We start from the raw sequence: 14,658 nt of genomic DNA, 5'->3' as shown, positions 1-14,658 counted from the left end.
ACTGCGAGCATCTGCCGGCTGTATCTCAACTGCGAGGCGCATTCTATGCAGCACACCCAAAAGTGTCAACTCGTTTTTTAGGAATTTATTCTATTTGCTACAAATTCAATCGCTTTGGAGATTCTTTGCTCACAACGGGCCTTTCCAACGAGGAAAGCGGTTAAATCTACAGCAGGCGACATACCGGCACCGGTTACCGCAACACGCAGTGGCATACCGACCTTACCCATGCCCAGCTCTAATTCTGCAGCAGTCGCTTCGATAGCCTGGTGAATCGCTTCTACGTTCCACTCGCTCAGCTCGGCAAATTTCTTTTGCAGCAGTTGTAACGGCTCTAAGGCAACACCACGCAGATGTTTCTTAGCGGCGGTTTCATCGAACTCGGCAAAGTCTTCATAGAAGTAGCGGCTAGAAGCAGCTAGCTCTTTTAGGGTCTTGGCGCGCTCGGCCAATGCCGAGACCACTTCAGCCAGCGCAGGACCGTTTGCTGTATCTATGTTTTGATCTTGCATGTGCCACTCGAGGTGCTTGGCCACATATTCAGGCTCCAGCTCCTTCATATAGTGCTGATTCAACCAGATCAGTTTTTCGGTATTAAAGGCAGACGCCGCCTTATTGATGTCATCTAGCTTAAAGTACTGCTTCATCTCCTCGATAGAGAAGACCTCCTGATCGCCGTGTGACCAACCTAGACGTACCAGGTAGTTAAGCAGCGCTTCTGGTAGATAACCGTCATCACGATACTGCATCACACCAACTGCGCCGTGACGCTTAGACAGCTTGGCACCATCGTCACCTAAGATCATCGCCACGTGGGCATACTCAGGTACAGGCGCATTGAGTGCCTTAAGGATGTTGATTTGGCGCGGAGTGTTGTTGATATGGTCTTCACCACGTACCACACAGGTGATGCCCATATCCCAATCGTCAACCACAACGCAGAAGTTATAGGTAGGCGTACCGTCGGTACGGGCGATAATTAGGTCGTCCAGCAACTCGTTTGAGATCTCGATACGGCCACGTACGTGATCGTCGAACACCACGCTACCTTCGGTTGGGTTTTTAAAACGCACCACAAAAGACTCGTCGGTATCGCGCGGCGCCTTATCACGGCAGCAACCATCATACTTTTGTTGTTCGCCTTTGGCAGCCTGCTCTTCACGCATCGCCTCGATACGCTCGCGGCTACAGTAACACTTATAGGCGGTGCCCTGCTCTAGCATCTGCGCGATGATCTCGTTGTAGCGATCGAAACGCTTAGTCTGGTAGTACGGACCCTCATCCCAGTTCAGTCCAAGCCACTCCATACCTTCTAAGATAGCTGCGCAGGCTTCAGGAGTTGAACGTTCGAGATCCGTATCTTCGATACGCAAGACAAACTCACCTTGGTTAGCGCGGGCATAGAGCCATGAATAGAGTGCAGTACGAGCACCACCTACGTGAAGAAAACCGGTAGGACTTGGAGCAAAACGCGTCTTAATCGTCATAATGGGACAGTAACCTGTTATCGAATGGTCTAAATATAGACTGAGCTATTTAATGTGGCCGCTATTCTAACAGCCAAATGGGATAAGAGAAAATAGCCAGGACAACCGCAGCTTGCCCGGCGGCCCGAAAAGGTGATCCCCCCATCATAGGATACTCGGCAGATACTCAATAGATGAATGCAACGCTAGGAATGTGCCGCCGCGAGATAGTCACTACATCCACCTACCCGCTTCTCGATATAGACGACGTCTACCTAATGACAGTCTTCCTCTATAGAGCTAAGGCCAATGAAAATAAAAATGGGAATGCAGGAAATAGAAGAGGCATAGATAGAAGAAGCGGTGATCTGAAGAGATGATCAGATAGGTTGATCATAGGCATATAAATGCTGCGAGCTTCAGACTACTGTTACACGGCACTCATAATAAGCTCCCTTATTTAAGGTTAAGGACCTATAGAAGGATAGATAGCACGCAAAAAATAGGAAGCGGCTATTAGTCAGCAGCGATTAGAGAGCCCAAGTGATGAGGCCTAAATGGCAAAAATCTAAATGATAAGAGCCAAAGCAACCTGCTCCTCTTCTTATCATTTGCAGCGACTATATATGGTGCAGAAAAAGATGGTGCAGAAAATATGCTGAAGGACATGATGCAAGATGCCGTATTAACGGTTAAGCCGTCTCACTTAACTAAGTGCTACATCGTTTTGCCAACCTGGCAAAAGAGAAAGGTGAATAACAACGCGTCAAAAGCCAGCAAGCCTTCCAATGATCGCCCCTTTTTACCGAATGTTTTTATCACGCTTCCCTGTTTTTCGCCGCTCGTCGCTGCCAAGTCCTAAATCTGGTCGGCAAGCTAGACCCCCCTTCTGCTCAGGCTTTCGCCAGGGCGGCACCGGAAATCATCCTGATTTGTTTAACATTAAGACGATCCGAACAAATTTGAACCGGACTCATTATTTTCTCGAAAAAAGCGTTGACAGTAGATCGTTCCCCCCTATAATACGGCCCCACACAGCGAGGTCGATTAGCTCAGCTGGGAGAGCACCTCCCTTACAAGGAGGGGGTCACTGGTTCGAGCCCAGTATCGACCACCATACACTGTATGGCTGAAAAATTTGATGTGTCCCAGGTCGATTAGCTCAGCTGGGAGAGCACCTCCCTTACAAGGAGGGGGTCACTGGTTCGAGCCCAGTATCGACCACCATATTTTGTCCTAGATTGAAATATGTGGTGCATCGAGTTCAATGTTGTGAGATATTCCCAGGTCGATTAGCTCAGCTGGGAGAGCACCTCCCTTACAAGGAGGGGGTCACTGGTTCGAGCCCAGTATCGACCACCATCTCTTCACGAGAGAATATCGAATATAATAATGTCCCAGGTCGATTAGCTCAGCTGGGAGAGCACCTCCCTTACAAGGAGGGGGTCACTGGTTCGAGCCCAGTATCGACCACCATTGTTATCAAAATATGTAATATGCTGTATTTATCCCAGGTCGATTAGCTCAGCTGGGAGAGCACCTCCCTTACAAGGAGGGGGTCACTGGTTCGAGCCCAGTATCGACCACCATAGCATGGCTATGAAATGATAAATCACAGACAGTCCCAGGTCGATTAGCTCAGCTGGGAGAGCACCTCCCTTACAAGGAGGGGGTCACTGGTTCGAGCCCAGTATCGACCACCATATTTCCTCTTTATTGCTTCACTCCCCTATTTATAATCAAACAGCCTAGCAGCAAGCCATTGCGCCCGGTTCTCGCTATTGCGAATCCCTTAGCCTCAACTATTCTTCATTAAGACTTTGCTCAAACCAAGTACGACTCAAGGTGGTTGAACATGGCCGATGTTACTCAATCTGCGTCGCTGGCAAGCATTGCCGCGTACCTCAAACTCACCCATGAATGCGATGAGCAGGAAGCGATGATCGAAGCCAAGGAGGTGATGCAAAACCTGGTCGCCATGCGGCAAAAAGGTTTCATCACAGGTTGGTATTTCGATGCTCAGGGCCATCTGGAGCTGCTGCCCAGCGAGGCAATTCTAAAACGCATCAACCCGCCAAAATAATAAATTCTGATGTTATTACCAATAAAATAAATAGCTTACCTAAATCTCTCTTTCCCTCCACTTAATTAAATAAACAAAACACTTTACTTAATTAATTGCTGAGGTAGAGTTGTCCTACCTATTGATTCTTTTGAAGGCTGTCATGAAGGCCACCGACTCCCTACAAGCCGCTCCGAAGCAGACGGCCCAGCGCATTCTCGGCGTCACCCTAATCGTTACCCTGATCAGTGTGGCGGGCATTGCACTGCCATATCCTGTGCTGGCACCACTATTTCACGACAACAGCTCTCCCCTTACCCATTTCATGGGCCTACCCAGCGAATTTTTAATGGGCATCGTCTTAGGCATCTATCCACTGGGGATCATCATAGGCGGCAGCTTCATCGGTAGCCTGTCTGACACCTATGGGCGCAAGCGTATGCTCAGCCTCACCCTACTCGGCAGCGCGCTGGGTTATGGGCTCACGGCCTTCGCGGCGCACTCGGAACAATTTGTGCTTTTCTGTCTCGCGCGTTTACTGACGGGGATCTGCGAGGGCAACATCGCCATCGCCAGGGCGATAGCAGCCGATCTCCATCCGCAAATCGATAAGACCCGCAGCTTCTCGCTGATCAGCGCCATGGGCTATGGCGGCTATCTGCTTGGGCCGTTAGCCGGCGGCTACCTCATCGACTGGGGGATGGAGACAGTGTTTGGCGCGGCGGCACTTGCCTGTATTCTGTGTGCCCTCTTGAGCCATCATCTCCTGCCCCGTCAGCTAGATGAAACCCAGGCCAACGCCGAGAAAGGCTCCAGCCTGGTGCTGCTCAGAGAGCCGGCCTTGAGACGCTTCTTTCTGCTCTACCTGCTGCTGACCATGGGGGTTAACTTCTACTATGAGTTCTATCCGCTGCACCTGGTGCAACAGGCAGACTTCACCCCGGCGCAGATCAGCTGGGTAACCGTGCTGCTCACCGGCTGCATGATCGCCACCAGCATCTGGTTTACCCCTGTGCTTCAGCGCAGGCTCAACCACGCCAGCGCGAGTCTGGTGGGGATCTTGCTGTTTGGCGCCTCTTTGGCCTGCTTTCCCTATCTCACCAATGACAGCTATCTGCTCACCTTCATGACCATAGGCGCGGGCATCGCTATCTACAACAGCTTCCTGCCGACCTACCTGTCCCATGCCTATCAAGACAGACCCCAGGGACAGCTTATGGGCATGCTGGTAACCATTTTCTGCGTCGGCAACCTGCTCGCCGCCCTCTTCGGCGGCCTGTTAGCCGTGTTCGATGTCAAGATTGTGCTGTTGATCGGAGCCCTGTGCGCGGCGGCTGCCGGCGCCATCCTATATCACGGTCACTTCAAACGTGAATACTGGCCAGCGCACAATTAACCCGATAACGGGACTCAGCTCAAACTTTAACCCCGCAAAATGGGTGGATTCCCACCCATTGAAATAAGACCAATGGGCGATATCCTCCCCAAGCACACCTGTTTACTAATCAACCAACAGCTCGCAACATGTTGATATAGGACAATTTACATAATTTAAACATCTTTGGCCTGGTCCTTGCCTATAATTTCTATGAGTTAAGCACACTGTGACCGGCAGTCGCCCTAAGGCACTGAAGGATTAACAATAATAGGGATAACAAAATGACCAGACTCAACACCTGTACCTTTATCAAACAGATCGTCAAGATGACCTCAATCGCGGCCCTTCTGGGTGCCAGCTTAAACAGCTGGGCGGCACCAACGGAAATTAAGTTTTCCCATGTGGTGGCCGAAAACACCCCTAAAGGCCAGATGGCATTGAAGTTCAAGCAACTAGTAGAAGAGCGTCTACCCGGTGAGTACCAAGTAAACGTGTTCCCAAACTCTCAGCTGTTTGGTGACAACAACGAGCTCTCCGCCCTGCTACTGAACGACGTGCAGTTTGTGGCACCATCACTCTCCAAGTTCGAGCGCTACACCAAGAAGCTGCAGCTATTCGATCTTCCTTTCCTCTTCAAAGACATGGACGCCGTTAACCGTTTCCAACAGAGCGACGCCGGCCAGCAACTGCTGAACTCGATGAAGCGTAAGGGCGTCGTCGGCCTGGGTTACCTGCACAATGGTATGAAGCAGTTCTCGGCCAGTAGCCCGCTTGTCCTGCCAGAAGATGCCCAGGGTAAGAAGTTCCGTATCATGGCCTCAGACGTGTTGGCGGCCCAGTTCCAGGCGGTCGAAGCTATTCCGGTGAAGAAGCCCTTCTCTGAAGTCTTCACCCTGCTGCAAACCCGCGCCATCGATGGTCAGGAAAACACCTGGTCTAACATCTACTCGAAGAAGTTCTACGAAGTACAGAGCAACATCACAGAGAGTAACCACGGTGTGCTCGACTACATGGTGGTCACCTCAAACACCTTCTGGAAGTCGCTACCCGCCGACAAGCGCAAGGTGATCAAGGCATCGCTGGATGAAGCCATTGCCTATGGTAACGAGATCGCCGCGGCCAAGGTGAACAAGGACAAGCAAGCCATCATCGACTCTAAGCGTTCTGAGGTCACCTACCTGACGCCAGAACAGCGCGCCGCCTGGGTCAACGCCATGAAACCAGTATGGGCACAGTTCGAAGATAAGATAGGTAAAGATCTTATCGATGCAGCCGTTGCCTCAAACGAATAATAAGCGCTAACCCACTAAACTTAATAGGAAAGCATTGAGGCCGTTTCCATGGCATTCGGCCTCTTTCCTATCTAAGGAGTCTTAGAGATGATGTCTCGCTTTTTTTCTCATATCGAAGAGGTGGTACTTAACGCCTTGATCACCGCCATGACCCTATTGGTCTTTGTCGAAGTGATCGCTCGTTTCTTCTTTAACACAGGCTTCCTGTGGATCCAGGAGCTGACGCTCACCATCTGCGGCTGGTTCGTGCTATTTGGCATGTCCTATGGCGTCAAGGTCGGCGCCCACATAGGCGTCGATGCCTTCGTGAAAAAACTCCCCGCCCAGGGACGTAAGTACACCGCCATATTGGCCGTGGCCATCTGCCTTATCTACTGCGGCATGTTCCTGGTCGGCAGCTGGGATTACCTGGCCAAGATGTATCAAATTGGCGTGCCCATGGAAGATATCGACTTCCCTCATTTTCTGATTGGCGGACTGGACGGCGACTTTGCCTGGGAATACCTGCGCATCGACGTCGAAGAGCCTGCTGTGCCGCTGTGGATCTCTCAAAGCATACTGCTCATCGGCTTTATTCTGCTTACCTGGCGCTTCTTGCAGCTGGCTCTTGCCATCATCACCAATAAAACAGACGGCTTTGCCTTTGCCGATGAAGCCAAGGAGAGCATGCACCTTATCGATCAAGAGGCCCAGGCCGACGACAAGCAGCCGGGAGACCAAAAATAATGACTATAGCAACCCTCTTTATCAGCCTGTTTCTCTGTATGCTGCTGGGCATGCCGATTGCCATCGCCCTTGGCTTCTCCAGCATGTTGACCATATTACTCTTCTCCGATGACTCACTGGCCTCGGTGGCATTGAAACTCTATGAGTCCACCTCGGAGCACTACACACTACTGGCGATCCCCTTCTTCATTCTGTCGTCGGCGTTTCTCTCTACCGGCGGCGTCGCCCGGCGCATCATCGACTTTGCCATGGACAGCGTAGGTCACATTCGCGGTGGTCTCGCCATGGCCTCTGTGATGGCCTGTATGCTGTTTGCCGCGGTATCAGGCTCATCACCCGCCACGGTTGCCGCCATCGGCTCTATCGTTATCGTCGGCATGGTTCGCGCCGGCTACCCTGAAAAGTTTGCCGCTGGGGTGATCACCACCTCAGGTACGCTAGGGATTTTGATCCCGCCTTCTATCGTGATGCTAGTCTACGCGGCGGCGACGGAAGTCTCGGCGGCGCGTATGTTCATGGCGGGGCTTATCCCCGGCCTGATGATGGGACTCCTGTTGATGCTCGCCATCTATATCGTGGCCCGAATCAAGAAGCTGCCTTCCCGTCCCTTCCCCGGTTTTCGGCCCCTGGCCATATCGAGCGCTAAGGCGATGGGCGGCCTGGCGCTTATCGTTATCGTGCTCGGCTCCATCTATGGCGGTATCGCCAGCCCGACCGAGGCGGCAGCCGTTGCCTGCGTCTACGCCTATTTCATCGCGGTATTTGGTTATCGTGATATCGGCCCGCTGAAAAATGTCAGCTGGCGCGACAGCGGCGAGCCGCTCATCAGAGCCGTGCTGCGTAACCTGGGTTTCATGGTGCTGGCGGTTTTCAAGACCCCGGCCGACAAGGAGATCCGTCACGTGGTGCGCGATGGCGCCAAGGTCAGCATCATGCTGCTGTTCATCATAGCCAACGCCATGTTGTTCGCCCACGTGCTCACCACAGAGCGAATTCCGCATCTTATTGCCGAGACCATAGTGGGCATGGGACTGCCGGTATGGGGCTTCCTCATCATAGTCAACTTGCTGCTGCTCGCTGCGGGTAACTTTATGGAGCCATCGGCCATCTTGCTGATCATGGCGCCTATCTTGTTCCCGATCGCCACCCAGCTGGGGATAGACCCTATCCACCTGGGGATCATCATGGTGGTGAACATGGAGATAGGCATGTTGACGCCGCCTGTGGGGCTCAACCTGTTTGTGACCGCAGGGATCACCGGCCGCAGCATGGGATGGGTGATCCACTCCTGTATCCCTTGGCTGGGGCTTCTGCTCTTCTTCCTGGCGCTGATCACATATATTCCGCAGATCTCTCTGTTCCTGCCGGAATATATTGATAAGTTAAACGGTTATTAAATCGCTTGATTTTGCTTAACAATTGGGCGAGTCTGAAACGGGATCTAATCGGTCCCCTTTCAGATTCGCTTTTTCAATTGGACATGCCTTATATGTCGAAAATTATAACAAGAAGAAAATACCTCGGCGTCGGCTTCATCATACTCCTGGGCCTCGCCTTTACCCTGCGCGTCGCCTACTGGTTCCATCTGGAACATGGCTATGAGATGACGCGGCAACAATCCAACGCCCAGATGAAAGAGCTGCTGAGCTTCCTCTCAGGGTCTCTAAGCCGCTATGAGAGCATCCCCCATGTGCTCTCCACCAACCCGCTGCTGGCCAGCGCCCTGTTAAAACAGGACGACCCCGATACCATCACGCCGCTCAATCGCTATCTGGAGGAGATCCAGAGCATCACAGAGGCGCTGGATATCTATCTGGTCAATATCGACGGCGATGCCATCGCCGCCAGCAACTGGCAGCAGAGCTACTCCTTTATCGGCAAGAATTACGCCTTCAGACCCTATTTCAAGGATGCCATCGAGGGCAAGATGGGCCGCTATTTCGCCGTCGGCACCAGCTCGAACAAACGCGGTTATTACTTCTCCTATCCCATCTATAGCCACGGCTATCCGGTCACCCCCAGCCAAGGCGAGGCCAAGGTGTTAGGGGCGATAGTAGTCAAGGTCGATGTTACCGAGATAGAGCAGCAGAGCACGGGCATGGCCAGGGGCAGCAACTATGAATTCGCCATCAGCGACCCGGACCATATTATCTTCCTCTCCAGCCGACCTGAGTGGCGCCTCACCGCGCTGACGCCTGTGACTCATCAGCTCAAGCAGCGCATCGAATCCTCGAGACGCTACGCCAACCGTGAGATCAGTCCGCTGGCGATCGAGCCCCCCTTCGCCCCATCCCTGGCGGCAGACTATCAGATCTATCAGATAGGCGATGACAAGCGCGGCGCCGAGTTTATGGATAACGCCGCCTACATGAGCGACGCGGGCTGGCAGGTGCATATCCTCTCGCCCATGACGCCCATCTACCGCTCGCTGCCGCCACTGCTCCTGCTCTATGGCGCCCTCTACCTGCTGTGCGCGCTGGCGCTGTTATTCGCCATCGAGAAGCGTAAGAACACCCGCCGCATGCAACAAGCCCATGAGCAATTAGAACAAAGAGTCAAGGAGCGCACCCAAGCGCTGGAGACCAGTCACCAACAGCTCAAAGAAGCCCAGGATGAGTTGATCCAAGCCGCCAAGCTCACAGTGATCGGCAGCCTGTCGGCCAGCATCAACCATGAGATCAACCAGCCGCTGGCGGCGATTCGCAGCTATGCACAGAACACCCAGACCCTGCTCTCCCGCGCCAAGTGGGACGATGTCTCCAGCAACATAATGACCATCATAGAGCTCACCGACCGTCTGGCGGCGATAGTTTCGCAGTTTAAGAGCTTTACCCGTAAGAGCCAGGGCAACGACAAGGCGATTAGCGTGGCGCAGTGCATCAGGGATGCGCTGACCATAGTCCAGCCCGAGGTAGACAAACAGGGGATAGATCTGGTGCTCAACAACACAGAGTGTCAGACGCTGCTCTGGGGCGACCCGATTAGGCTACAGCAGGTGCTGATCAACCTGATGAGCAATGCCATGGTGGCCATGCGTGCCAGCAACCCGAAACAGCTGATCATAGGTGTGGTGGTGAGCAACCGACTGGAGATCACCATAGAAGATACCGGCACTGGCATAGATGAGAGCCAGATGCAGAAGATCTTCGACCCTTACTACACCAGCTCGCGCCAGGGGCTGGGCTTGGGGCTGTCGATCTCCCGGCGTATCGTCGAGGCGATGCAGGGTAAGATAAGCGTTGCCAACCGCCAACAGGGCGGCGCCATCTTCCAGATCACCTTACCCATTCATGCAGTAGGATAACGATGCAAAATCAAGTTTTTAATCAATACGACATCTTAATCGTCGATGACGAGCCTCTGATAGGCTCGGCCCTGGTGCAGCTGTTTGAACTCGAATCCTACCGCGCCCTGGCCCTCACCGACGCCAAGCAGATTGGCCTGGGCCTGCCCGACAACTGGCCGGGCATAGTGATCTCAGACGTCAACATGCCAGATATCGACGGCCTGTCGCTGATGCGCACCCTGCTGGCTCAGGACAAGGATATTCCCATAATCCTGCTGACCGGCCACGGTGATATCGCCATGGCGGTGCAGGCGCTGAAACAGGGGGCCTATGATTTTATCGAGAAACCCTTTAACAACGAACACATGCTGGATATCGCCAAGCGCGCGCTGGAGAAACGCGCCCTGACCTTAGAAAACCGCAGCCTGAAACGTGAGCTGGAATCCCAAAGCACCCCAGGGCCGCGTATCCTGGGCCATAGCCCGGGGATCAAGCAGATGCGCCACATCATCCATCAGGTGATCGACATGCCCGCCGATGTGTTAATTGAAGGCGAGACTGGCACGGGTAAGGAGCTGGTCGCCCGCTATCTGCACGACCACAGCCCTCGAGCCGAGGCCAACTTCGTCGCCATCAACTGCGGCGCCATCCCAGAGACCATCATAGAGAGCGAGCTGTTTGGCGCCGAATCTGGTGCCTTCACCGGCGCCGATAAGACACGTATCGGCAAGTTCGAGTATGCCAACGGCGGCACCCTGTTTCTCGACGAGATTGAGAGCACGCCGCTATCCTTGCAGGTCAAGCTGCTCAGGGTATTGGAAGACAGGAAGGTGGAGCGCCTCGGCTCCAACAAGAGTATAGACCTGGATATTCGCATCATTGCCGCCACTAAGGTGGATCTCAAGAGCCTGTGCGACACCGGCGAGTTTCGCCAGGATCTCCTCTATCGCCTCAATCTGGTGACAGTGCCAATTCCAGCCCTCAGGGAGCGACGCGAAGATATCGGCCTGCTGTTTCTGCATTTCGCCCGGGTCGCCTCGGCCCGCTATCATAAGGCGCTGATCCCCTTGACGGCCGAATACACGGCCCAGCTGGTCTCACACGACTGGCCCGGCAATGTCAGGGAGCTGCGCAATCTGGCCGAACGTTATGTGCTCTTAGGGCCAGAGGCGGCCTTTGCCACCTCACTGGGTCAGAGCAGTCAACTCAACGCCAACATGTCGCTGCAGCAGCGGGTGGAGTTTTTCGAGCGCCTGCTGATCGAAGAGGCGCTGAGTAACAACAAGGGCAGCATCAAGCTCACCATGGAGCAGCTAGAGCTGCCGCGCAAAACCCTCTATGACAAGATGCAGAAGTTCGGCCTCAACCGTAAGACCTTCATCAACTAGTGGCAGCCCTAGGCGTTAGCTCGCCGCATCTAACAGCGGAGTGCGCGGCCTATGGGTGCGCTGCAGCATCACCACCAAGAAGATCACACCGCTAAGCAGGGTCAGGCTGCCAGCCACCACGCCGCTCCAGCCCCAATGCTGCCAGAAGGGCAAGAGGAAAGGGCCGCCCAGCGCCGCCCCCAGATAGTAACTACACAGGTAGAGCGCCGTGGCCTTAGCCCTGTGCTGCTGGGCGCGCTGGGCTACCCAGGCATTACAGACGCTGTGGAAGGTGAAGAAGCCAAAGCTCGACAGCAGAAAACCTATGACGATGGCGCTGCTGGTATCCCCCAGGGTCACCAGACTACCGACGCACATCATCACCGCCGACAGGATAAACAGCGGCTGACGTCCCAGGCGGGTCACCCACTTGGCGGAGCGAAACGAGGCGTAGGTGCCGCTCAGATAACAGAGGAAGATAAGGGTGACCTGAAACTTGCCCCAGCCAAACGGCGCCTGCATCAGGTGCAGCTGGATATAGCTAAATTGATTGACCATCACCATGAAGGCCAACGCCCCCAAAAGGTAGAGCTTCACCAGGGTGGCATCGCCAAGGTGCAGGCCAAAGCCCTTGAGATCGGCGAGGCCAAAACCACTCTTGTGTTGACGGCGACGGATCCGCACCCGGTCGAGTCGCGGCAGTAACATGAGTACACCGACCGCGCCCGCTAGGGTCAGGACACTCACCAGCCCCATGGCCTCTACCCAGGTCAGATACTCTGTCATCAAGCCGCCGAGCAGACGCCCGGCGATGCCCCCCAGGCTGTTGGCGCCGATATAGATGGCCCCCGCCTTGAGTAGTACGTTGGTATCGAGCAGATCCTTAAAATAAGCCATGGCGATAGCGGGCACCGCCGCCAGCAGTATCCCCTGAAACAAACGCACCGCCACCAACGCCGAGAAATCCTGCACCCAGATCAACATGAGATCCGCCACCACAAGAAGCGCCAGGCTCCAGAGCAGGGGCTTACGCCTGCCTAGCTTGTCAGACAGGGTGGCATAGAAGAGCAGCGCGAAGGCCATAGAGAAGCTGGTCACAGACAACAACAGGGTGGCATGGGCCGGCGACACGCTAAAACTGGTCGCGATCAGCGGCAACATCCCCTGCACCATATACAGGTTGATGTAGATCACCACAGAGGCCAGAGAGAGGCCCCAGATCAGACGAAGTTGTAGTGGACGGCTGGCGGTCATGTTGTCGCGCTCAATAGGATAGATAGACACAGGCTAGCACCGGCGCTAACATAACAAAAATAGATTATATATATGATGTCGATAATAATTTGTTATAGACAATTCCAATGACCAATGCTTGAAAACAATCTGCTAAAAAGCGCTTAAGACAATGGTGCTAACTCAGCGTGATAGATAAATGTGAGAAGGTGTGGTGAAAGATGGATATCAAACAGCTTAGGCAGTTCGAGGCGCTGGCGACCAAAGGCAGCTTTACCCTGGCGGCCAAACAGCTCAACCTCGCCCAGCCCGCCCTGAGTCAGGGGATAAAACGCCTCGAAGAATCCCTCGGGGTCACGCTCGTCAACCGCAACAAACATTATCGCGGTCAGGATGGCAGCCGCCTCACCCTCACCGCCGAGGGCGAGGCGCTGGCGCAACATGCCAGGCTGATCCTCAAGCAGGTCAAACAGGCCGAGGCCCATATTAAATCCATGGCCAACCTCACCAAGGGCGAGGTGCGCATCGCGGTGCCCGGCATGCTGGGCTCCTACTACCTGCCCTCTCGCTTGATGGCCTTCAGGCACAGGTATCCGGATCTCAAGCTCTCCCTGTTTGAGGGCGGTACACGGGACAGCCTGCGCATGTTGCAAAACGAAGAGGTGGATATCGCCATCATCACGGGCCAGGATCTGCAGCCTAATTTCGACAGTCATCTGCTGCTCAGAGAGCAGATGGTGGTGGCCGTGGGAGAAGATCACCCCTTGGCGGAGCACACAGGGATCACCCTGGAGCAGTTTTTCGAGCAGGAGCTGGTGATGTTTAAACCCGGCTATTTCCACCGCGAGTGGATGCTGTCTCAAGCCAAGGCGCTGGACCTCGAGGTGAATATTGCCTTCGAGACTAACCTTATCAACCTGATCAAGCAGGTGGTCGCCCAAGGATTTGCCATCACCAGCGTACTGGAGATGGTGATCGAGGCCAGGGATCCTATCCGCGCCATCCCCTTCTCACCAGCGGTGCATCTAGACCTGCATATTGCCTGGAATAGAGAACGCCCCATCGGCCTTGCCGACAGGGCGTTCGTCGAGTTCTTGATGAATAACCCTTAGCGAGGTGCTAACGGCTTCATGAGACCAATCTAACTGGCATCGGCCTGACACTCGGGCGCCGCTAACTGGAAGGCCTCGAGCTTATGGCAATTATCCCAGATACGAAGAATATTTGGGTATGGCGTCAAATCGACCTTGAAGCGATTGGCGTTATAGACCTGAGGGATAAGGCAGAGATCCGCCAAACTCACCTCATCACCATAGCAGTAGGTGCCGGCGTGTTTTTCCAGCTGCTTTTCAAACGCGCCAAAGCCCTGGTGGATCCAGTGATGGTACCAGGCGTTCTTGGCGTCCTCATCCAGCTCAAGTGTGTTGGTGAGATACTGCAACACCTTAAGATTATTCAGCGGATGCACCTCACAGGCGATAGAGAGTGCCATGGCGCGCACCTCGGCTCTCGCTTTTGGATCTTTTGGCAGCATCATGGCGCCGCCATATTGCTCGTCGAGATATTCGATGATCGCCAGCGACTGAGACAAGACAAATTCGTTGTCGCCCTCGATCAGAGTTGGCACCAGCTCCTGGGGATTGAGCGCAGCGTACTCAGGCAAGTGCTGCTCGCCGCCATTCTTCACCAGATGCACGGATTCGAGCTCTGTATCCAGGCCCTTCAAATTCAATGCGATACGCACCCGATAAGCGGCGCTGGAGCGCCAGTAGCCCAATAATTTCATCACACGGCTCCTTTTCTCTCTCCGCCCATTACCCGGCGGCTGTTACAAAAACGGGGCAACCT

General features: G+C 54.1%; 11 protein-coding genes and 6 tRNA genes. 14 read left to right on the top strand and 3 right to left on the bottom strand.

The genetic code is table 11. From position 1 onward, the window contains the following. Nucleotides 1–77: 77 nt before the first annotated feature. On the bottom strand, nt 78–1,487 hold the full coding sequence (gene gltX, locus K0H80_RS07305; RefSeq protein ID WP_220073566.1) for a glutamate--tRNA ligase: 1,410 nt from the start codon (nt 1,485–1,487) through the stop codon (nt 78–80). Between the two features lie 1,020 nt (nt 1,488–2,507). On the opposite strand from gltX, the gene K0H80_RS07300 reads away from it, so the two are divergent. The 13 genes from K0H80_RS07300 to K0H80_RS07240 all read left to right on the top strand — a co-directional run bounded on the left by K0H80_RS07300 (nt 2,508) and on the right by K0H80_RS07240 (nt 11,598). Beyond that, nucleotides 2,508–2,583, top strand: a tRNA-Val gene (locus K0H80_RS07300). A gap of 34 nt (nt 2,584–2,617) precedes the next feature. Further along, a tRNA-Val gene (locus tag K0H80_RS07295) sits at nt 2,618–2,693 on the top strand. Between the two features lie 59 nt (nt 2,694–2,752). Further along, a tRNA-Val gene (locus K0H80_RS07290) sits at nt 2,753–2,828 on the top strand. A gap of 38 nt (nt 2,829–2,866) precedes the next feature. After that, nucleotides 2,867–2,942, top strand: a tRNA-Val gene (locus tag K0H80_RS07285). A 37-nt stretch (nt 2,943–2,979) separates the two neighbouring features. Then, nucleotides 2,980–3,055, top strand: a tRNA-Val gene (locus K0H80_RS07280). A 38-nt stretch (nt 3,056–3,093) separates the two neighbouring features. After that, a tRNA-Val gene (locus K0H80_RS07275) sits at nt 3,094–3,169 on the top strand. A gap of 152 nt (nt 3,170–3,321) precedes the next feature. Further along, entirely contained in the window at nt 3,322–3,549 is a 228-nt protein-coding gene (locus tag K0H80_RS07270; protein WP_011865247.1) for a hypothetical protein, read from the top strand. Between the two features lie 142 nt (nt 3,550–3,691). Further along, entirely contained in the window at nt 3,692–4,924 is a 1,233-nt protein-coding gene (locus K0H80_RS07265) for an MFS transporter (RefSeq protein ID WP_258406198.1), read from the top strand. Nucleotides 4,925–5,232: 308 nt separating this feature from the next. Further along, complete coding sequence (locus K0H80_RS07260) at nt 5,233–6,198, top strand: TRAP transporter substrate-binding protein (protein ID WP_220045243.1); 966 nt, start codon at nt 5,233–5,235, stop codon at nt 6,196–6,198. 87 nt (nt 6,199–6,285) lie between these two features. Next, nucleotides 6,286–6,924, top strand: coding sequence for a TRAP transporter small permease (locus K0H80_RS07255; protein ID WP_220073564.1), 639 nt, complete (start codon nt 6,286–6,288; stop codon nt 6,922–6,924). Next, nucleotides 6,924–8,321 (top strand): TRAP transporter large permease, encoded by a 1,398-nt coding sequence (locus tag K0H80_RS07250; RefSeq protein WP_220044809.1) that lies wholly within the window; start codon nt 6,924–6,926, stop codon nt 8,319–8,321. The genes K0H80_RS07255 and K0H80_RS07250 overlap by 1 nt, the downstream gene beginning before the upstream one ends. An 83-nt stretch (nt 8,322–8,404) precedes the next feature. Further along, on the top strand, nt 8,405–10,228 hold the full coding sequence (locus tag K0H80_RS07245; protein WP_220058557.1) for a sensor histidine kinase: 1,824 nt from the start codon (nt 8,405–8,407) through the stop codon (nt 10,226–10,228). 2 nt (nt 10,229–10,230) lie between these two features. Next, complete coding sequence (locus K0H80_RS07240) at nt 10,231–11,598, top strand: sigma-54-dependent transcriptional regulator (RefSeq protein WP_011865241.1); 1,368 nt, start codon at nt 10,231–10,233, stop codon at nt 11,596–11,598. 15 nt (nt 11,599–11,613) lie between these two features. Here the strand turns inward: K0H80_RS07240 and K0H80_RS07235 are convergent, their stop codons facing one another. After that, nucleotides 11,614–12,831 (bottom strand): MFS transporter, encoded by a 1,218-nt coding sequence (locus tag K0H80_RS07235; RefSeq protein WP_220073937.1) that lies wholly within the window; start codon nt 12,829–12,831, stop codon nt 11,614–11,616. Nucleotides 12,832–13,031: 200 nt separating this feature from the next. Between K0H80_RS07235 and K0H80_RS07230 the strand changes: the two genes are divergently transcribed. Next, nucleotides 13,032–13,922: a LysR family transcriptional regulator gene (locus tag K0H80_RS07230; RefSeq protein ID WP_220073563.1), complete on the top strand. Its 891-nt coding sequence runs from the start codon at nt 13,032–13,034 to the stop codon at nt 13,920–13,922. 29 nt (nt 13,923–13,951) lie between these two features. Here the strand turns inward: K0H80_RS07230 and maiA are convergent, their stop codons facing one another. Further along, nucleotides 13,952–14,596 (bottom strand): maleylacetoacetate isomerase, encoded by a 645-nt coding sequence (gene maiA / locus K0H80_RS07225; RefSeq protein ID WP_220073936.1) that lies wholly within the window; start codon nt 14,594–14,596, stop codon nt 13,952–13,954. Between the last annotated feature and the right edge of the window lie 62 nt (nt 14,597–14,658).

Origin of the sequence: Shewanella aegiceratis (genome assembly GCF_019457495.1) — a bacterium.
GTDB lineage: Bacteria > Pseudomonadota > Gammaproteobacteria > Enterobacterales > Shewanellaceae > Shewanella > Shewanella loihica.
The sequence above is the reverse complement of the archived record's forward strand: the minus strand, read 5'-3'. Positions and strand labels throughout refer to the sequence as shown.

Bases quoted from the DNA above. Each gene is read 5' to 3' on its own strand.
- K0H80_RS07255 (WP_220073564.1), top strand. From the start codon at position 6,286: ATGATGTCTCGCTTTTTTTCTCATATCGAAGAGGTGGTACTTAACGCC.
- K0H80_RS07260 (WP_220045243.1), top strand. From the start codon at position 5,233: ATGACCTCAATCGCGGCCCTTCTGGGTGCCAGCTTAAACAGCTGGGCG.
- maiA (WP_220073936.1), bottom strand. From the start codon at position 14,596: ATGAAATTATTGGGCTACTGGCGCTCCAGCGCCGCTTATCGGGTGCGT.
- gltX (WP_220073566.1), bottom strand. From the start codon at position 1,487: ATGACGATTAAGACGCGTTTTGCTCCAAGTCCTACCGGTTTTCTTCAC.
- K0H80_RS07235 (WP_220073937.1), bottom strand. From the start codon at position 12,831: ATGACCGCCAGCCGTCCACTACAACTTCGTCTGATCTGGGGCCTCTCT.
- K0H80_RS07245 (WP_220058557.1), top strand. From the start codon at position 8,405: ATGCCTTATATGTCGAAAATTATAACAAGAAGAAAATACCTCGGCGTC.
- K0H80_RS07240 (WP_011865241.1), top strand. From the start codon at position 10,231: ATGCAAAATCAAGTTTTTAATCAATACGACATCTTAATCGTCGATGAC.
- K0H80_RS07265 (WP_258406198.1), top strand. From the start codon at position 3,692: ATGAAGGCCACCGACTCCCTACAAGCCGCTCCGAAGCAGACGGCCCAG.
- K0H80_RS07270 (WP_011865247.1), top strand. From the start codon at position 3,322: ATGGCCGATGTTACTCAATCTGCGTCGCTGGCAAGCATTGCCGCGTAC.
- K0H80_RS07230 (WP_220073563.1), top strand. From the start codon at position 13,032: ATGGATATCAAACAGCTTAGGCAGTTCGAGGCGCTGGCGACCAAAGGC.
- K0H80_RS07250 (WP_220044809.1), top strand. From the start codon at position 6,924: ATGACTATAGCAACCCTCTTTATCAGCCTGTTTCTCTGTATGCTGCTG.